Raw genomic sequence first — 18031 nt, forward strand, 5'->3', positions numbered from 1 at the left:
CATGAATCCATTCGAATCGCTCGACGGCCGCGTGGTCGTCGTCACGGGCGGCGGCGACGGCATCGGCCTCGGTATCGTCGAGGTGCTCGCGTCATGCGGCGCGCAGGTCGTCGTCGCGGAAAAGAACGCTGCGCGCGCCGACGCCGTGCGCGAACGGCTCGGCGGCCGCGACGCGCTGTTCGTCGAGACCGACGTCGCGGACCCGGCGAGCGTCGCCGCGCTGTTCGAGCGCGTCGACGCGCATCACGGCCGGCTCGACGGGCTCGTGAACAACGCGGGCATCACGCTGCACGGCCCGTTCGACGCGTTCTCGCTCGACGACTGCGATCGCCTGTACCGCACCAACCTGCGCTCGATGTTCCAGTGCGCGCAGCTCGCGGCGCCGCGCATCGCGCGTGCGGGCGGCGGCGCGATCGTCAACATCGCATCGAATCATGCGGGCGCGAGCGTGCCGGGCTTCGAGATGTACGCGGCGACCAAGGGCGGCATCGTCGCGATGTCGCGCGCGATGGCGACGAGCCTCGCGCCGCAGCGCATCCGCGTCAACACGCTGAGCCCCGGCTTCACGCTGAATGCGCCGATCGGCGCGGCGCTCGAGCGCGATCCCGCGCTGCTCGACGCCTATCGCGCGCTGCATCCCGCGCAGCGCATCAACGAGCCGGCCGATATCGGCCGGATCGCCGCGTTCCTGCTGTCGGACGCCGCGACCGGCATCGCCGGCGCGGATCTCGTCGCCGACAACGGCATGTCGGCGCTGCTGTTCAACCGCACCCGTTCATCCACATGAAGATCACCGAAATCGAAACATTCGCGGTCGCGCCGCGCTGGCAGTTCGTGAAGGTCAGCACCGACGAAGGCCTCGCCGGCTGGGGCGAGCCGATCGTCGAAGGGCGCGCGGCCACGACCGCGGCCGCCGTGCACGAACTCGCCGACTACCTGATCGGCCGCGATCCGCGCCACATCGAGGACCTGTTCCAGGTCATGTACCGCGGCGGCTTCTATCGCGGCGGCCCGATCCTGACGAGCGCGATCTCGGGCATCGAGCAGGCGCTGTGGGACATCAAGGCGCGCGCGCTCGGCGTGCCGGTCTACGACCTGCTCGGCGGCCCTGTGCGCGACAAGGCGCGCGTCTATGCGCACGTGAAGGGCGACACGCCCGACGAGATGGCCGCGAACGCGCGGCAACTCGTCGAGGCCGGCTACACGGCGCTGAAGATGGGCGTCGTCAACGCGACCGACTGGATCGAATCGCCGGCGGCGATCGATCGCGCGGTCGCGCGCTTCGGCACGGTGCGCGACGCGATCGGCAAGGAAGTCGGGCTCGGCATCGACTTCCACGGTCGCGTGCGCCGCCCGGTCGCGAAGGCGCTTGCGAAGGCGCTCGCGCCGTTCGACCCGATGTTCTACGAGGAACTGCTGCTGCCCGAGCACAACGACGCGTTGCGCGAAGTCGCGCGCGATTGTGCGGTGCCGCTCGCGACGGGCGAACGGCTGTTCACGCGCTGGCAGTTCAAGGAATTGCTGCAGGAAGGTGTCGTCGACATCGTGCAGCCCGACGTGAGTCATACGGGCGGCATCTGGGAGTTGCGCAAGATCGCGGCGATGGCCGAGGCGTACGACGTCGCGGTCGCGCCGCATTGTCCGCTCGGGCCCCTGACGCTCGCGGCATCGCTGCAGATCGATTTCTGCACGCCGAACGCGTTCATCCAGGAGCAGTCGACCAATGTGGCCTATCACGACGACAACGCGATGTACGCGTACACGCGCGGCATTCCGTTCGCGTTCGACGCCGGCTACGTGGCGCGCCCGGATGCGCCGGGGCTCGGCGTCGAGATCGACGAGGAGAAGGTGAGGGCCGCCGCCGCGACGGGGCACCGCTGGCGCAACCCGGTGTGGCGCCGCGAGGATGGTTCGGTCGCCGAATGGTGAGCGACGGAAACGGACGAGGAGAAACCCAATCATGGCAAGTGTGTCGCTCAAACAGATCCGCAAGCGCTACGACGACGGCGCGGACGTGATCAAGGATGTCAGCCTCGATATCGAGGACGGCGAATTCATGGTGTTCGTCGGGCCGTCGGGCTGCGGCAAGTCGACGATGTTGCGGATGCTGGCGGGGCTCGAGGAGATCACGTCGGGCGACCTGCTGATCGACGGCCGCCGCGTCAACGACGTGCCGGCCGCGAAGCGCGGGCTCGCGATGGTGTTTCAGAACTACGCGCTGTATCCGCACATGACGGTGTTCGAGAACATGGCGTTTGGGCTCAAGCTCGCGGGCGTCGACGCGGCCGAGACGCGCACGCGCGTCGGGCAGGCGGCCGAGGCGCTGCGGCTGTCCGCACTGCTCGAGCGCAAGCCGAAGGCGCTGTCGGGCGGCCAGCGGCAGCGCGTCGCGATCGGCCGCGCGATCGTGCGCAAGCCGGGCGTGTTCCTGTTCGACGAGCCGTTGTCGAACCTCGACGCGGCGCTGCGCGGCGGGATGCGGCTCGAACTCGCGCGGCTGCATCGCGAGTTGGGCAGCACGATGATCTACGTGACGCACGACCAGGTCGAGGCGATGACGCTCGGCGACCGCATCGCGGTGTTCAACGGCGGGCGCATCGAGCAGGTCGGCTCGCCGCTGTCGCTGTACGAGCAGCCGGCGAACCACTTCGTCGCGTCGTTCCTCGGCTCGCCTTCGATGAACTTCCTGCCGTGCCGCGCGCACGGCGGCGCGGACGCGCCGCGCTACGACGTGCCGGGCGGCTCGCTCGCGGCGACGCCCGGCGCGTCGCGCGCGTGGCCGTCGGGCTCGCTGCAGCTCGGCATCCGGCCCGAGAACATCGCGGTCGGCGCGCCCGGCACGGGCCTCGACGGCCGTGTCACGCACGCCGAGCATCTGGGCGACGCGACGATCGTCTATGTCGAACTCGCGGGCCACGACCGGCCGCTGTCGGTGCGGCAGAACCGCGACGCGTACACGGTCGTTTCGGGGCAGCCGGTCGGCGTGCGCATTGACATGCGGCACGCGCACTTCTTCGACGACGCGGGCCGCGCGCTCTGAGTCCGGCCCGGCCGGCAGGGTCCGCCCGCCGCACCGGCGGGCGGCCGAACGCATGCATAGAACAGAATTTCGATGACGACAATAAAGCTGGTACAGGGCGCGAACGCGATCCTGGGAGAGGGCCCGCTCTGGTGCGAACGCTCGGCGTCGCTCTACTGGATCGACATCAAGCGCACCGCGCTCTACCGCTATACGCCCGGTCAGGGGCAGACGGGTTTCTGGCTGCTGCCGGAGCTGGCCGGCTGCGTCGCGGGCGTCGACGACGGGCGTTTGCTCGTTGCGCTGAAGAGCGGCCTGCACCTGTTCGATCCCGCGCCGGGCACGCTCGAACGGCTGGCCGACGCCGCGCATGCGCGGCCGTCGCTGCGCTACAACGACGGCGCGGTCGATGCACGCGGCCGCTTCTGGGTCGGCACGATGGCCGACGACGGCGACGGCCCGGGCGATCTCCATTGTTTCGAGCACGCACGCGCATCGCGCGTCGCGGTGGCCGGTTTCGCGTGCGCGAACGGGATGGGCTGGAGCCCGGACGGTACGACGATGTACGTAACGGATTCCGGGCGCCGCACGATCTTCGCGTACGACTTCGACGTCGCGGCCGGACGGCTGTCGAACGCGCGGCCGTTCGCGACGTTCGGCGACGCGCGCGGCGTACCGGACGGGCTCGCGGTCGATGCGGAGGGCGGCGTGTGGTCGGCGATCTGGGACGGCTGGCGGCTGCATCGTTATGCGCCGGACGGCGCGCTCGACGCGGTCGTCGAGATGCCGGTGCAGCGGCCGACCAGCGTCGCGTTCGGCGGCGCCGATCGCGCGACGCTGTTCGTCACATCGGCGTCGGTCAATGTGAGCGCGGACGGGCTGCTGCGCGGGCCGCTCGCGGGCAGCCTGTTCGAGACGCGCCCGGGCGTGGCCGGGCTCGAACAGCATTGCGTCGCGCGCGCGTGGCTGGGCGAAGCGGTCGCGGCCGCGCCGCGCTGATCAGCGGGCGGGTTGTCAGCGGCGGCGCGCGTCGCGCGGCCGCACCGTCGATTCGCGGACGACGAGCCGCGCCTCGAGCATCGTATGCGGGTCGGGCGACTTGCCCGCGAGCGCATCGAGCAGCGTCGTCATCGCGACTTCGCCTGCGCGTTCGGTTTCGGTGTCGATCGAGGTTAACGTGGGCGACGTGAGCTTGCCGAGTTCGAGGTTGTCGAAGCCGCACACGGCGACGTCGTGCGGGATCGAGATGCCGAGCCGTTCGGCTTCCTTGATGAAGCCGGCCGCGATCATGTCGTTGTAGCAGATCACCGCATCCGGCGGCTCGGCGGACAGCATGACCGACGCGCACACGCGCTCGCCGTCGGCGACGGTGGCGCGCGGCACGCTGAACGTGCGCAGCGGCAGACCGGCACGCGCGAGCACCTGCTCGGCGCCGGCGCGGCGTTCGTCGTCACCGCGCGCGTTCGGCAGGCTGATGTACGCGAAGCGCTGGTACTTCTCCATCAGCAGGTGCTGCCCGAGCATCTCGCCCGCGCGGACCGGATCGGAGTGCAGCGTGAGCAGGCCGTCGCGCGGCGCGGAGCCGACCGCGACCACCGGCTTGCCGAGGTTCGCGGTCCAGCGCAGGTCGTCGTCGGGCATGCTGGTGTTCAGGATCAGCCCGTCGACGCGCCGGCTCAGCTTCGTCAGCGCCGGCCGTTCGCCCTTGCGATTTTCGTCGGCATCGACGATCAGGACGACGAAATCGTTGCGTTGGGCGATCCGGTTCACGCCCTTGACCATCGCGGTGAAGTACGGGTTCAGGATGTCCTGGATCACGACGCCGACCGCGCCCGTCTGGCCGGTGGCCATCGAGCGCGCGAGCGGGTTCGACTCGTAGCCGAGCTGCTCGATCGCCTCGGCGATGCGACGCTCGACGTCCGGCGAGAAGCGCTTCGTCTTGTTGATGAACTTCGAGACGGTTCCGATGGAGACGCCTGCGGCGGCAGCGACTTCGTTGATCTTGGCCACGATGAAAGTGAGTGTCAGTGCATTTTGCCGGCGAGCATAGCATGCGCGCCGGCGGCGGCGACCGCACGGCGACAGGGCAGGCGTGCCGCGCGATCGGACTCGGTAGTATCCCTTGGGGGACCAGAATTTTCTTGAAAAAGCGCAATCACGCATCGACAATGAAAGCGCTTTCCCTTTTCGCGAGCATAGCACGCGCGCATTCCGGTCGAGACATATCGGAAAACGACGCACGACAACCGCCGCGAAATTTTTTTGCTTCAAAGGGAAAGCGTTTTCCCAATCAAATGAGACGTGAACGAAAAGAAGGAGGAGATCTTGATGCGACAGTATGGGTGGATCGCGGCGCTCGCCCTGGCGGTGCCGGCGGTGGCGCAGGCCGAATCGAGCGTCACGGTGTGGGGGCGCGTCGGCGGCGACGTGCAGTACCTGAGCGGCGTGCAGAACGGCCCGCATTCGACGGGCTCGCGTTTTTCGGAAGGCAACGACTGGGGGACGAGCATCCTGGGCTTCACAGGCAAGGAGGATCTCGGCGGCGGTAACCAGGCCGTGTTCTGGCTCGAATCGGCGATCAACGCGGCGAACGGCAACTACGGCGGCGGCGTGCTGTTCCAGCGCGGCGCGTGGGTGGGGTTCAGGAACGAGCGTTACGGCTTCCTGCGGCTCGGGCAGGGCTCGTTCATCAACAGCTATATCTGGTCGTACGATCCGCTGCTCGAGGAGAACTATTCGGTCGAGTCGCTGACGTCGTACCGGAACGGCCCGAAGCTGTCGAACGGGATCCGCTATGAATCGCCGAAGTTCGGCGGCTTCTCGTTCGCGCTGCAGGCGAACCTCGGCAACAGCTCGAATGGCTGGCTGCGCGGCTCGCCGAACAACGTGAATGCGACGGGCCTGTCCGACGGCGCGACGGTGGCCTACACGCACGGCGACTTCGAGGTGCGCGCCATCTGGAACGAGATCCGCAACCAGTACGGCCGCGAGGACAACCTGTTCACCGCGTCGCAGGAAGCGTTCATCGGCGTGCGCGAGCGCTTCGGCCCCGCGCTGGTGCAGCTCGGTTATACGCGCTACAGCGCGCCCGATACGCCGGCCGGCCTGTCGCGCACCGCGAACTACTACTGGGGCGGCGTGACGTACGACGCGACGCCGTTCCTGCATCTGCAGGGCGCCGTCTATTCGATGAAGATCGACGCGGGCCAGTGGACCGCCGATCACAGCGGCGAGGGGCGCTCGACGATCATCGGCCTCGGCACGATGTACGACCTGTCGAAACGCACGTTCCTGTATGCGACGGCCGCGCACGTGTTCAACAGCGCGAATGCGAACCTGGGCGTGAACCCGCAGTCGCCGGGGCTCGGCAACGGTAACGGGCTCGGGGCGTCGCCGATGCCGGGGCACGGGCAGACGGGCGTCTACGCAGGGATCGAGACGCTCTTCTGATGCAGGCCGAACGACGCGGCGAGTCGCAACCGTCAAACAGAGGAATCCTATGCAAGATGCTGAACCACGGCACGACGCGCCACGCCCGTTGCCGCGCCTGATCGCGCTCGACTGGGGCACCACGTCGCTGCGCGCGTACCTGATGGCGGACGCGCGGACCGTGCTCGACGAGCGGGCCGCGCCGAAGGGCGTGATGCAGATAGGCGGTGCGGGCGTCGCGATTGCGGACGCCTGCGATGCGGCGTTCGAGGACGTGTGCGGCGCATGGCTCGATGCATGGCCCGCGTTGCCGGTGGTCGCGGCCGGCATGGTCGGCAGCGCGCAGGGCTGGCGCGAGGCGCCGTACGCGGACGTGCCGATCGACGCGGAACGGCTCGGCGCGTCGCTGCAGGCGGTGCGTGCGCGGCGCGGTGCGACCGTGCACATCGTGCCGGGGCTGATCCAGCGCGGCGAATTGGCGAACGTGATGCGCGGCGAGGAGACGCAGATCGTCGGCGCGCTGCATGCGGGCGGCACCGCGCACGCGTCGTCGTCGTCGCGCTGGATCGGGCTGCCGGGCACGCATTCGAAATGGGTGGCCGTGCGCGGCTCGCGCATCGAGCGCTTTCGCACGTTCATGACGGGCGAGCTGTACGCGCTGCTGTGCACGCACAGCCTGCTCGGCCGCACGATGCGGCCGTCGGCCGGGTTCGCGCAAGCGGCGTTCGAGTGCGGCGTGCGCGCCGCGCAGGCCGGCCATGCGACGGGGCTGCTCGCGACGATTTTCGGCAGCCGCGCGCGGCTGCTGGCCGGCGAACTGGCGCCCGACGAGCAGGCCGACTACCTGTCCGGCGTGCTGATCGGTCATGAACTCGCGGGGCTGGCGGCCGAAGACGGCGGGCCGGCCGGCGCGGCAAGCGCCGACGCGCCGCGACCGATGCTGATCGGCGACGCCGCGTTGTGCGCGCGTTACCAGCATGCGGCATCGCTGTTCGGCTGGCCGCCCGTCGACACGATCGACGGCGCGGCGGCAGCCGGCCTGTGGGTGCTGGCCGAGCGGGCGGGGCTGTTGCCCGCGGCAAGCGAAGGGGCACCGGTTCGTCTCGACGAACCGGCTGCCGGAATGGGCGGCCGGCGTGCGGATCGACTTGCGGTCGATCCGATGCCGGATCACGAATGCAATATTTCGGGAGACTGACTTTGAAACACTGGAAGATTGTCGCAGCGCCGTTGATCGGCGCGCTTGCCGCGTGCGGTGGTGGAGAGTCGCCGGACGGCGTGACCGGGCAGCAGCTTGCCGCCGCGCCGGCGGCCGGACAAGCGGCAGAACTGCCGGCCGGCGCGATGCCCGGCACGCTGCACGTCGACTGTTCGCTCGGTGCAACCGGAACGGGATCGGCCGCGCCGGTCGGCACCGCGGCGCATCCGATCAACGATCTCGCGACGCTAAACCGGATCGTGCTCACACCCGGCACGCACGTGCGCTTCAAGCGCGGCACGACCTGCAACGGCAGTTTTTCTCCCGCACCGGGGAGTGCCGGCGCGGCCGGCGCGCCGATCGTCGTCGATGCGTACGGCGACCCGAAGGCACCGCGGCCTGTCATCGCGGCCGGCTGCACGGATGCGACGGCGGACCCCGACCAGTCGATCACCGAGCAGCACAAGACGCCGAGCGGGTTCAGCGGTTATTACTCGCTGTGCAAGTCGGACAACCCGGTCGTGAACCGGGCGGCCATCTATCTTTACAACACCCAGTACTGGGAGATCCGTTCGCTGGAGCTGACCAACGATGCGTCGACGCCCGGCGGGCGCCTCGGGTTGTACGTGCGGCTCGAGGATTACGGTACCGGCAGCCACTATCACGTCGACGACGTGTACGTGCATCACGTTCGCGGCTATCTGCACGACGTCGCCGGCAATACGGTCGGGTCGTACAAGACGACCGGCGGGATGCTGTTCGAGGTGACCCGCGACAACGAAGCGGTCGGCACGAAGGAGAAACCGACCAATTTCGACGACATCGCGGTCGAGAACAGCGAAATCTACAACGTCGACGCGGTCGCGCTGTCGACCCGGTCCGCGTGGATGTGCCGAGAGGGCGGCGCGCCGTGCGGCGACTATCCGCCGTACAAGGGCAATCCGGCCTACCTCGCGAATCCGGCCACGCAGGCGGCGTCCGACTATTTCCCGATGACGCGTGTCGTGTTCCGCAACAACCTGCTCCATAACGTCGGCGGCGACGGCATCATCGTTCGCACGGCCAGCGCGCCGAAGGTCGAAGCAAATCACCTGTTCGACATCTGGATGCGTGCGCCGGGCAATAGCGCCGGTGCGTGGGCGATCAACACGGACGATGCGCTGTTCCGGTACAACGAAGTCAATGGCGTACGGCTCCAGAACAATATCGAAGCCGGCGACGGGATGGCGTTCGACGCCGATCTCGGCACGCGGAACACGCGTGTCGCCGCGAACTTCAGCCACGACAACGACGGCGGCCTGATGCTGTTCTGCGGATGCGGTTCCGACGGACTGGGCCACGTCGCGCAGGAGACGGGCGCGCTCGTCGAAAACAACCTGAGCCTGAACGACAAGCGGCGGATCATCTCCGCCGCCGGTTCGGACCAGTCCGTCGTGCGCGACAACGTCGTGATTTCGCGCACGCCGGGCCTGGTGACGCCGATCGTCGAGAACCTCAGATACGCGAACGCGTTCCAGGTGACGGGCAACCGCTTCTATAACGCATCGGATAGCGGTGCCATTTTCCGCACGAAGAATCCGCAAGGCAGTTACGCGAACATCGTGTGGAGCGGCAACACGTACTTCGGTTACGCGGCGGATGCCGAGTTTACCGGGCCGAACTATCGGCACGGCGCCGAGCCCGATACGGTTTTGCCGTTCGGCGGGCAGGACGTGGATGCGGTTGCCGGCGAATGGTCGCGGGCCAGCGGGTTCGACAAGCACAAGTACCGCGCGCCGCACGCGCGATGACGGGATGGGCGCTGCGGCGCCCGGTCGCAGGCCGAACGCGTGCACGGTTTGACCGCCGTCAACGTTCGAACCCGCCATCCGCCGATGATGGTGACATGGCCGCGCGCGACAGGGCGCGCGGCAGTTCACCCCAGCGAGGTTCGCATGTACGAGAAGATCATGGTAGCCGTCGACGGCAGCGCTTCGTCGAGACAAGCGCTTGCCGAAGCATTGAAGGTGGCACTGGCGGGCGACGCGCACGTCAGCGTCGTGTATGTGGTCGACAAGTCGGTGCTGTTCACTTACGCGGGCCGCATCGATCCGCATGCGCTCGTCGAGGAAATCCGCGGCGACGGGTACAAGGTTTTGCGCGAGGCCGAACAGATCATCGCGCTGGCCGGTGCGAAGGGCGAAGCCGAACTCGTCGAGACCGAGAGCATCGGCGAGGACATCGCGGAACGCCTGCAGCGCTACGTGAAGGAGCGCGGGATCGATCTCGCGGTGGTCGGCACGCACGGGCGGCGCGGCATCCGCCGCGTGCTGCTCGGCAGTGTCGCCGAGCGCTTCGTGCGCGGCTCGAAGTGCCCGGTGTTGCTGATTCGCGGCGATGACGCCGACGTGTCGGCCGCCGCTGCTGCTGCGTAACGCGGCGCGCGATGATACGTCGCCAGTACCGGATCGTCGTCGCGGCGATCGCCGTATTCGTGTCGCTCGCGGGAATGATGGCCGTCGTGACCGGGCTGCTGTTCGATGCAACGATGGCGCTGCGCGGCGGCGCCATCGCGTTGGTCGTCGGCGTGGCCGGCTTCGTCGTGATGCTCAATCCGGGCGCGAAAGGCGAGGAATGACGCGCGCGTGCATGGCCGGTTTCTTTCGGCCGACGGTGCCGGAAGCAACCGGCAACCGCTTTCCGAAAGACCGGCGATAGCCACCGCCACGCCGGCCTCATTGCTTCGCGCGGCCATGCCGCGCGATTGCTCCGTTTACTCGCTTGCGGTACCCGGCGCCTTCGCGCCGTCCTGCCCGACCTGTATCTCCAGCCGCTTCAGCGTTTCCGCCAGCTCCGCGTTCTTCGGCTGAATCTTCGCCGCCTGCGCGAACGCATTGCGCGCTTCATCCTGGCGGCCCAGTTTCCACAGCACTTCACCCTTGTGCGTCAGGCCGGTTGCATAGGCTTCGCGCGCGTCGCTGTCGTCGTCGCTGTCCTTCGCGAAGATCGCGATCGAGCGGTCGAACCACGTGAGCGCTTCGTCGTTGCGACCGAGGCGATACAGCGCCCAACCCTTGCTGTCCAGCGCATACGCATCGTCCGGGGATTCCGCGAGATGCGCATCGATCATCGCGAGCCCGCGATCGACGGCGATACCCGCGTCGGCGAGGCGATAACCGATGTCGTTCCGGCGCTCGTCGGGGATGTCGCCGAGGTCGAGCACGGCGGCGACGCGGCCCGCATCGCGGTCGGCGATCGCGAGCGCCAGCAGCTTGGTGACGATCTGCTGCCGCAGTTCGGTGCTGATCCGGTCGCCGTTGGCGACCAGACTGCCGAGGTATTGCGTGTACAGGTCCGGCGCACCCGGATCGCTCTCGCTGTTCGCGATGGCCGCGCCCGGGCCTGCGCACCAGGCGGCGTCGGCTGAACCGGCGAGTATCCCCGTATAGAGATTGATGTTCCGCGGCGTGCGCGATTGCGCGTAGTAGCTGTAGCCGTTGGCATCCGAGTAGCCGCACGCGAGATATTCGCGGTCGACGTCCAGCACATACGGAAAACCACGGAGCGGCGCCTTGCCGGATGAATCTTCCAGCCGGAACGATTCGCCCATGTCGCCTTCGCCGATGATCGGGTTGAACACCCATTGCTTCTCCGGATGCGATTTCGGCAGCCGGATCTTGACGGTGCGCCCGGCGGCGTCGGTCGTGCCGAAGATCACGCTGTCGTGCTGGTCCGGCTTGACGGGCAGGCCCGCGATGACCTGACCGGGCAGGAACAGCCGGTACCGCGCATTCGGCAGCGGCTGGTGCGTGACGGGGTCGCGCAGCACGAACTGGTGAACGTAGGCGCCTTTCCCGAACGACGCGGTCGGCGCGACGTAGGTGCGAGCGTGGGCAGCGGGCAGCGCGGCGCAGCCGAGCGCGGCGGCAACGAGCGTGGCGAGAAGACGTGATGTCATGAAGTTGCGGTTCTTATATGGGAAGACGTGATGGACCGACGGCCGGAACTGCACTGCACGTCCGACGCCGCGTTCGATACACGACGCGCCGAGGCCCGTGAACCCTGCTGCGAAACGCGGGGTCGTCCAGTGCACTTCAATGCGGATTCCGCTCGCGGCTCCGCGATGCGCGGAGGGGAACGAAACGGATGACGCGGGAATGCAGTGCGCAGCATAGCAGGCCGTGCCGCGCAGTCGCGCCCCATTTGGGTTTCGTTGTTGCGTTCGAATGAACGATACCGTGATTTGTATCAAATCATGATATGTCGATGCGCACGACAATCGGTTTGACCCGGGTGAAAAGGGCGGAACGATCGAAATCCGATCGACCTTTACAACCGGTATTTCACCTCCTTAAATAATCAGGGTCTGCCAAAAGACCGGAAAAAACGAGATCCCCATGAGCCATTTCCTGGATAGATTGCGTTATTTCTCCACCACGCGGCCACGCTTTTCCGACGGTCACGGCGCCGTCACGGATGAAGACCGTCAATGGGAAGACGGCTACCGGATGCGCTGGCAGCACGACAAGATCGTCCGCTCGACGCACGGCGTGAACTGTACGGGCTCGTGTTCGTGGAAGGTCTATGTGAAAGGCGGGATCGTCACCTGGGAAACCCAGCAGACCGACTATCCGCGCACGCGCCCCGACATGCCGAACCACGAGCCGCGCGGCTGCTCGCGCGGTGCTTCGTACTCCTGGTACCTGTATAGCGCGAACCGGCTCAAGCATCCGCTCGTGCGCAGCGCGCTCGTGAAGCTGTGGCGCGAGCGCCGCCGCACGCTCGGCCCGGTCGAAGCGTGGCGCTCGATCGTCGACGACGACGCGGCGCGGCGTTCGTACCAGAGCCGGCGCGGGCTTGGCGGCTTCGTGCGCGCGAGCTGGGACGAGGTCAACGAGATCGTCGCGGCGGCCAATGTCCACACGGTGGAGCGGCACGGTCCCGATCGCGTGGTCGGCTTCTCGCCGATTCCGGCGATGTCGATGGTGTCGTACGCGGCCGGCTCGCGCTACCTGTCGCTGATCGGCGGCGTGTGCCTGAGCTTCTACGACTGGTATTGCGACCTGCCGCCCGCATCGCCGCAAACGTGGGGCGAGCAGACCGACGTGCCGGAATCGGCCGACTGGTACAACTCGACGTTCATCATGATGTGGGGCTCCAATGTCCCGCAGACGCGCACGCCGGACGCGCACTTCCTCGTCGAGGCGCGCTATCGAGGCACCAAGGTCGTGTCGGTGTTCCCCGACTACTCGGAAGGCGCGAAGTTCGGCGACCTGTGGCTGCACCCGAAGCAGGGCACCGACGCGGCGCTCGCGCTCGCGATGGGGCACGTGATCCTCAAGGAATTCCATCTGGCGAGGAAGAGCGATTACTTCGCCGACTACTGCAAGCGCTATACCGACATGCCGTGCCTCGTGCGCCTCGTGCCGCACGGCGACGGTTACGTGCCCGAGCGCCTCGTGCGCGCATCCGACTTCGACGACGCGCTCGACGAGGCCGCGCATCCGGACTGGAAGACCGTGATGATCGACGACGCGAACGGCGAGTTCGTCGTGCCGGTCGGCTCGGTGGGCTTTCGCTGGGGGCAGCAGAACGACGCCGACAAGGGCAAGTGGAACTTGCGCGGCGAGACGTCGAAGGGCGCGGCGCTGTCGCCGCGGCTGTCGTGCACGACCGCGCACGACGACGTGGTCGACGTGCTGTTCCCGTATTTCGGCAACCAGCCGCACGCGCATTTCAACTCGACGCAGCATGCTTCCGAGCTGTCGCGCCGGATCGGCGTGCGGCGGGTCGCGACGCGCAACGGCGACATGCTGGTCGCGACCGTCTACGACCTGTTCGTCGCGAACTACGGGCTCGACCAGGGCCTCGGCGGCCGCGACGTGGCCGCGAGCTACGACGACGACCTGCCCTACACGCCGGCATGGCAGGAGACGATCACCGGCGTGAAGCGCGCGGACGTGATCTCGGTCGCGCGGCAGTTCGCGGAGAACGCGCACAAGACGCAGGGCAAGTCGATGGTGATCATCGGCGCGGGGATCAACCACTGGTTCCACATGGACATGTCGTACCGCGCGATCATCAACATGCTGATCATGTGCGGCTGCATCGGCAAGCCGGGCGGCGGCTGGTCGCACTACGTGGGCCAGGAGAAGCTGCGGCCGCAGACCGGCTGGACGGCGGTGTCGGCGGCGCTCGACTGGAACCGCCCGCCGCGCCAGATGAACGCGACGTCGTTCTTCTACGCGCATACCGACCAGTGGCGCTACGACTCGATGGACCCGGCCACGCTGCTGTCGCCGCTCGCGGACAAGTCGCAGTTCCACGGCGCGCCGATCGACTACAACGTGCGCGCGGAACGGATGGGCTGGCTGCCGTCCGCGCCGCAGCTCGCGGTGAATCCGCTGAAGGTTGGCGCGGCGCTCGCCGATCCCGCGCACGCCGGCGCCGACATCGCGCAGCAGTTGAAGTCGGGCGCGCTGAAGATGGCAAGCGAGGATCCCGATGCGCCCGGCAACTTCCCGCGCAACCTGTTCGTGTGGCGCTCGAACCTGCTCGGTTCGTCCGGCAAGGGCCACGAGTATTTCCTGAAGCACCTGCTCGGCACGACCAACGGCGTGCAGGGCGAGGATCTCGGCGCGACGGGCGGCCCGCGCCCCGAGGAAGTGACGTGGCACGACGAAGCGCCGCGCGGCAAGCTCGACCTGCTCGTGACGCTCGACTTCCGGATGTCGACCACCTGCATGTATTCCGACGTCGTGCTGCCGACGGCGACGTGGTACGAGAAGGACGACATGAACACGTCCGACATGCACCCGTTCATCCATCCGCTGTCGGCGGCGGTCGATCCCGCGTGGGAATCGAAGAGCGACTGGGACATCTTCAAGGGGATCGCGAAGCGCTTCTCCGAGCTGTGCGACGGGCATCTGGGCGTCGAGCGCGACGTCGTGCTCGCACCGATCGCGCACGACACGCCGGGCGAACTCGCGCAGCCGTTCGACGTGCAGGACTGGAAGCGCGGCGAATGCGAGCCGGTGCCGGGCCGCACGATGCCGACCGTGACCGTCGTCGAGCGTGACTATCCGAACACGTATGCACGCTTCACGTCGCTCGGGCCGCTGATGGACCAGCTCGGCAACGGCGGCAAGGGGATCGGCTGGGACACGAAGGACGAGGTGAAGCTGCTCGGCGAGCTCAACTACAAGGTGGCCGACGGCGCCGCGCAAGGGCGGCCGCGCATCGACACGGCGCTCGACGCGGCCGAGGTGATCCTGGCGCTCGCGCCCGAGACCAACGGCGAAGTGGCGGTGAAGGCGTGGCGTGCGCTGTCCAGCATCACCGGCATCGACCATACGCACCTGGCCGCCGCGCGCGCGGACGAGAAGATCCGCTTCCGCGACATCCAGGCACAGCCGCGCAAGATCATCTCGTCGCCGACGTGGAGCGGGATCGAATCCGAGCACGTGTCGTACAACGCCGGTTACGTGAACGTGCACGAACTGGTGCCGTGGCGCACGATGACCGGCCGCCAGCAGCTCTACCAGGATCACGCATGGATGCGCGCGTTCGGCGAATCGCTGTGCGCGTACAAGCCGCCGGTCGATACGGGCAGCTACGCGCACATGGTCGGCACGCGCTCGAACGGCAACCCCGAACGCGTGCTGAACTTCCTGACGCCGCACCAGAAGTGGGGGATCCACAGCACGTACACGGACAACCTGCTGATGCTGACGCTGTCGCGCGGCGGCCCGATCGTATGGATGTCGGAAGACGATGCGAAGGCGATCGGCGCGGTCGATAACGACTGGATCGAGTGCTACAACTCGAACGGCGCGTTGTGCGCGCGGGCGGTCGTCAGCCAGCGGATTCCGTCCGGGATGGTGATGATGTACCACGCGCAGGAGAAGATCGTGAACACGCCGGGCTCCGAGATCACCGGCACGCGCGGCGGCATCCACAACTCGGTCACGCGCATCACGCTGAAGCCGACCCACATGATCGGCGGCTACGCGCAACTGGCGTACGGCTTCAACTACTACGGCACCGTCGGTTCGAATCGCGACGAGTTCCTGATCGTGCGCAGGATGAACAAGATCGACTGGCTCGACGGTGAGGAAGCCGGAGCTGCCACTGAAAACGTTCGCACCGGAGAAACGTCATGAAGGTACGCGCACAGATCGCGATGGTGCTGAACCTCGACAAGTGCATCGGGTGCCATACCTGCTCGGTGACCTGCAAGAACGTGTGGACGAGCCGCGAAGGGATGGAATACGCGTGGTTCAACAACGTCGAGACGAAACCGGGCATCGGTTATCCGAAGGACTGGGAGAACCAGGACCGCTGGCGCGGCGGCTGGCAGCGGCGCGCGGACGGCAAGATCGAGCCGCGCCTTGGCGGCAAGTGGCGACTGCTCGCGCAGATCTTCGCGAACCCGCACCTGCCGGAGATCGACGACTACTACGAGCCGTTCACGTTTGACTACGCGCATCTGCAGGAAGCCGGCAATACGCGCGCGATGCCGGTCGCGCGACCGCGCTCGGTCATCAGCGGCCAGCGGCTCGAGAAGATCGAGTGGGGGCCGAACTGGGAGGAAATCCTCGGCGGCGAGTTCGAGAAGCGCGCGAAGGACTACAACTTCGAATCGGTGCAGAAGGACATCTACGGGCAGTTCGAGAACACCTTCATGATGTACCTGCCGCGCCTGTGCGAACACTGCCTGAACCCGGCGTGCGTCGCGTCGTGCCCGTCGGGCTCGATCTACAAGCGCGAGGAAGACGGCATCGTGCTGATCGACCAGGACAAGTGCCGCGGCTGGCGCATGTGCGTGTCGGGGTGCCCGTACAAGAAGATCTACTACAACTGGCAGAGCGGCAAGGCCGAGAAGTGCATCTTCTGCTATCCGCGCATCGAGGCCGGCCAGCCGACCGTGTGCTCGGAAACCTGTGTGGGCCGCATTCGTTATCTCGGCGTGCTGCTGTACGACGCCGACCGGATCAGCGAGGCGGCCAGCGTGGAAAACGAAAAAGACCTGTACGAAGCGCAGCTGTCGCTGTTCCTCGATCCGGAGGATCCGGCCGTGATCGCGCAGGCCGAGCGCGACGGCGTGCCGGCCGCGTGGATCGACGCCGCGCGGCGTTCGCCGACCTACAAGATGGCGATCGACTGGAAGATCGCGTTCCCGCTGCATCCGGAATACCGGACGCTGCCGATGGTGTGGTACGTGCCGCCGCTGTCGCCGATCAACTCGGCCGCGAACAGCGGCGCGCTCGGGATGAACGGCTACCTGCCGGACGTCGAATCGCTGCGCATTCCGCTGCGTTATCTCGCGAACCTGCTGACGGCCGGCGACGAGGCGCCCGTGAAGCTCGCGCTCGAACGGCTGCTCGCGATGCGCGCGTTCATGCGCGCGCGGCACGTGGACGGCATCGATGCGCGCGGCGTGCTCGACCAGGTCGGGCTGTCGCTCGCGCAGGTCGAGGAGATGTACCGCTATCTCGCGATCGCGAACTACGAGGATCGTTTCGTGATCCCGACGACGCACCGCGAGTACGCGGAGAACGCGTACGACCTGCGCGCATCGTGCGGCTTCTCGTTCGGCAACGGCTGCTCGGACGGCCGCTCCGAGGCGAGCCTGTTCAGCCCGAGGAAGGGCACGAAGACGATTCCGATCCACGAGGCATCGCGATGAGCACCGCACCCGATCCGACCTATGCGGCGCTCGCGGCGCTGCTCGATTATCCCGACGAGTCGCTCGTCGCCGCGCTCGACGCGATCGAAGCGCATCTGCGCGACCGTACGCGCATGCCGAAAGCGGTGCGCGCGGGCCTCGACCGGTTCTTTGCCTACGTGCGTGAGCGTGACTTGCTCACGCTGCAGGAGAACTATGTCGGCCTGTTCGACCGTGGCCGCGCGACGTCGCTGTACCTGTTCGAGCACGTGCACGGCGAATCGCGCGACCGCGGGCAGGCGATGGTCGACCTGCTGCAGATGTACGAGCGGCACGGGTTGTTCCTGAACCCGGGCGAGTTGCCCGACTACCTGCCGGTGTTTCTCGAATACCTGTCGCGGCTGCCGGCGCCCGACGCGCGCAAGCTGCTCGCAGAAACCGGCGAGATCCTGCGCGCGCTGGCCGGGCAGCTCGCGCAGCGCGGCAGCCATTACAACTTCGTCGTCGGCGCGCTGCTGCCGCTGGCCGGACTCGCGCCGGTCGACGCGCCGGATGACGTCGACGACGACGTGGCCGCCGAGCGGCCGAGCGTCGATGACTACCGCGCACTCGATGCGTCGTATGCGGACGAGGCCGTGCGCTTCGTCGGCGCGACCACGCCGGCACAGGCGGAGCAGACGGTGCGGTTCCACGACAAGCGACCGGCCCGCGGCGCGTAAGCGCGGGCCCAACTGGGGAC

Annotated in this window: 14 protein-coding genes; 12 read left to right on the forward strand and 2 right to left on the reverse strand. The window is 67.6% G+C overall.

What is annotated here, in order from left to right; genetic code table 11:
* Position 1 precedes the first annotated feature (1 nt).
* The 4 genes from ACTRWB_RS32645 to ACTRWB_RS32660 all read left to right on the forward strand — a co-directional run bounded on the left by ACTRWB_RS32645 (position 2) and on the right by ACTRWB_RS32660 (position 4018).
* The gene (locus ACTRWB_RS32645) at positions 2 to 787 is read left to right on the forward strand and encodes an SDR family NAD(P)-dependent oxidoreductase (protein ID WP_446904320.1); all 786 of its coding nucleotides are present in this window, start codon (positions 2 to 4) and stop codon (positions 785 to 787) included.
* Positions 784 to 1929, forward strand: a complete 1146-nt coding sequence (gene dgoD, locus ACTRWB_RS32650; RefSeq protein WP_048249973.1) for a galactonate dehydratase — start codon at positions 784 to 786, stop codon at positions 1927 to 1929. Before ACTRWB_RS32645 ends, dgoD begins: the two co-directional genes overlap by 4 nt.
* A 31-nt stretch (positions 1930 to 1960) precedes the next feature.
* Complete coding sequence (locus ACTRWB_RS32655; protein ID WP_446904321.1) at positions 1961 to 3040, forward strand: ABC transporter ATP-binding protein; 1080 nt, start codon at positions 1961 to 1963, stop codon at positions 3038 to 3040.
* A 72-nt stretch (positions 3041 to 3112) separates the two neighbouring features.
* Positions 3113 to 4018 carry an SMP-30/gluconolactonase/LRE family protein gene (locus ACTRWB_RS32660; protein WP_446904322.1) on the forward strand — a complete coding sequence of 302 codons (906 nt, stop codon included), beginning with the start codon at positions 3113 to 3115 and terminating at the stop codon, positions 4016 to 4018.
* A 15-nt stretch (positions 4019 to 4033) separates the two neighbouring features.
* On the opposite strand, the gene ACTRWB_RS32665 is transcribed toward ACTRWB_RS32660, so the two are convergent.
* Positions 4034 to 5029 (reverse strand): LacI family DNA-binding transcriptional regulator, encoded by a 996-nt coding sequence (locus ACTRWB_RS32665; RefSeq protein WP_446904323.1) that lies wholly within the window; start codon positions 5027 to 5029, stop codon positions 4034 to 4036.
* Between the two features lie 318 nt (positions 5030 to 5347).
* Here ACTRWB_RS32665 and ACTRWB_RS32670 point away from each other — a divergent pair, with 318 nt between their 5' ends.
* The 5 genes from ACTRWB_RS32670 to ACTRWB_RS32690 all read left to right on the forward strand — a co-directional run bounded on the left by ACTRWB_RS32670 (position 5348) and on the right by ACTRWB_RS32690 (position 10263).
* Positions 5348 to 6469 carry a porin gene (locus tag ACTRWB_RS32670; RefSeq protein ID WP_446904324.1) on the forward strand — a complete coding sequence of 374 codons (1122 nt, stop codon included), beginning with the start codon at positions 5348 to 5350 and terminating at the stop codon, positions 6467 to 6469.
* Between the two features lie 49 nt (positions 6470 to 6518).
* On the forward strand, positions 6519 to 7646 hold the full coding sequence (locus tag ACTRWB_RS32675) for a 2-dehydro-3-deoxygalactonokinase (protein WP_446904325.1): 1128 nt from the start codon (positions 6519 to 6521) through the stop codon (positions 7644 to 7646).
* A gap of 2 nt (positions 7647 to 7648) precedes the next feature.
* Complete coding sequence (locus tag ACTRWB_RS32680; protein WP_446904326.1) at positions 7649 to 9436, forward strand: hypothetical protein; 1788 nt, start codon at positions 7649 to 7651, stop codon at positions 9434 to 9436.
* Between the two features lie 144 nt (positions 9437 to 9580).
* The gene (locus ACTRWB_RS32685) at positions 9581 to 10060 is read left to right on the forward strand and encodes a universal stress protein (RefSeq protein ID WP_343494234.1); all 480 of its coding nucleotides are present in this window, start codon (positions 9581 to 9583) and stop codon (positions 10058 to 10060) included.
* A gap of 11 nt (positions 10061 to 10071) precedes the next feature.
* The gene (locus tag ACTRWB_RS32690; RefSeq protein WP_419690208.1) at positions 10072 to 10263 is read left to right on the forward strand and encodes a DUF2964 family protein; all 192 of its coding nucleotides are present in this window, start codon (positions 10072 to 10074) and stop codon (positions 10261 to 10263) included.
* A gap of 135 nt (positions 10264 to 10398) precedes the next feature.
* Here the strand turns inward: ACTRWB_RS32690 and ACTRWB_RS32695 are convergent, their stop codons facing one another.
* Positions 10399 to 11583, reverse strand: coding sequence for a tetratricopeptide repeat protein (locus ACTRWB_RS32695; protein ID WP_446904327.1), 1185 nt, complete (start codon positions 11581 to 11583; stop codon positions 10399 to 10401).
* Positions 11584 to 12022: 439 nt separating this feature from the next.
* Here ACTRWB_RS32695 and ACTRWB_RS32700 point away from each other — a divergent pair, with 439 nt between their 5' ends.
* From ACTRWB_RS32700 to narJ, 3 genes are read left to right on the forward strand one after another with little or no spacing between them, the layout of a single operon-like run.
* Positions 12023 to 15787, forward strand: coding sequence for a nitrate reductase subunit alpha (locus ACTRWB_RS32700; RefSeq protein WP_446904328.1), 3765 nt, complete (start codon positions 12023 to 12025; stop codon positions 15785 to 15787).
* Positions 15784 to 17313 carry a nitrate reductase subunit beta gene (gene narH / locus ACTRWB_RS32705; RefSeq protein ID WP_343494231.1) on the forward strand — a complete coding sequence of 510 codons (1530 nt, stop codon included), beginning with the start codon at positions 15784 to 15786 and terminating at the stop codon, positions 17311 to 17313. The genes ACTRWB_RS32700 and narH overlap by 4 nt, the downstream gene beginning before the upstream one ends.
* On the forward strand, positions 17310 to 18011 hold the full coding sequence (narJ, locus tag ACTRWB_RS32710; protein ID WP_446904329.1) for a nitrate reductase molybdenum cofactor assembly chaperone: 702 nt from the start codon (positions 17310 to 17312) through the stop codon (positions 18009 to 18011). Before narH ends, narJ begins: the two co-directional genes overlap by 4 nt.
* Positions 18012 to 18031 lie beyond the last annotated feature (20 nt).

Source organism: Burkholderia sp. YIM B11467 (assembly GCF_052952715.1).

Bases quoted from the DNA above. Each gene is read 5' to 3' on its own strand.
- ACTRWB_RS32645 (WP_446904320.1), top strand. From the start codon at position 2: ATGAATCCATTCGAATCGCTCGACGGCCGCGTGGTCGTCGTCACGGGC.
- dgoD (WP_048249973.1), top strand. From the start codon at position 784: ATGAAGATCACCGAAATCGAAACATTCGCGGTCGCGCCGCGCTGGCAG.
- ACTRWB_RS32655 (WP_446904321.1), top strand. From the start codon at position 1,961: ATGGCAAGTGTGTCGCTCAAACAGATCCGCAAGCGCTACGACGACGGC.
- ACTRWB_RS32660 (WP_446904322.1), top strand. From the start codon at position 3,113: ATGACGACAATAAAGCTGGTACAGGGCGCGAACGCGATCCTGGGAGAG.
- ACTRWB_RS32670 (WP_446904324.1), top strand. From the start codon at position 5,348: ATGCGACAGTATGGGTGGATCGCGGCGCTCGCCCTGGCGGTGCCGGCG.
- ACTRWB_RS32675 (WP_446904325.1), top strand. From the start codon at position 6,519: ATGCAAGATGCTGAACCACGGCACGACGCGCCACGCCCGTTGCCGCGC.
- ACTRWB_RS32685 (WP_343494234.1), top strand. From the start codon at position 9,581: ATGTACGAGAAGATCATGGTAGCCGTCGACGGCAGCGCTTCGTCGAGA.
- ACTRWB_RS32690 (WP_419690208.1), top strand. From the start codon at position 10,072: ATGATACGTCGCCAGTACCGGATCGTCGTCGCGGCGATCGCCGTATTC.
- ACTRWB_RS32695 (WP_446904327.1), bottom strand. From the start codon at position 11,583: ATGACATCACGTCTTCTCGCCACGCTCGTTGCCGCCGCGCTCGGCTGC.
- ACTRWB_RS32700 (WP_446904328.1), top strand. From the start codon at position 12,023: ATGAGCCATTTCCTGGATAGATTGCGTTATTTCTCCACCACGCGGCCA.
- narH (WP_343494231.1), top strand. From the start codon at position 15,784: ATGAAGGTACGCGCACAGATCGCGATGGTGCTGAACCTCGACAAGTGC.
- narJ (WP_446904329.1), top strand. From the start codon at position 17,310: ATGAGCACCGCACCCGATCCGACCTATGCGGCGCTCGCGGCGCTGCTC.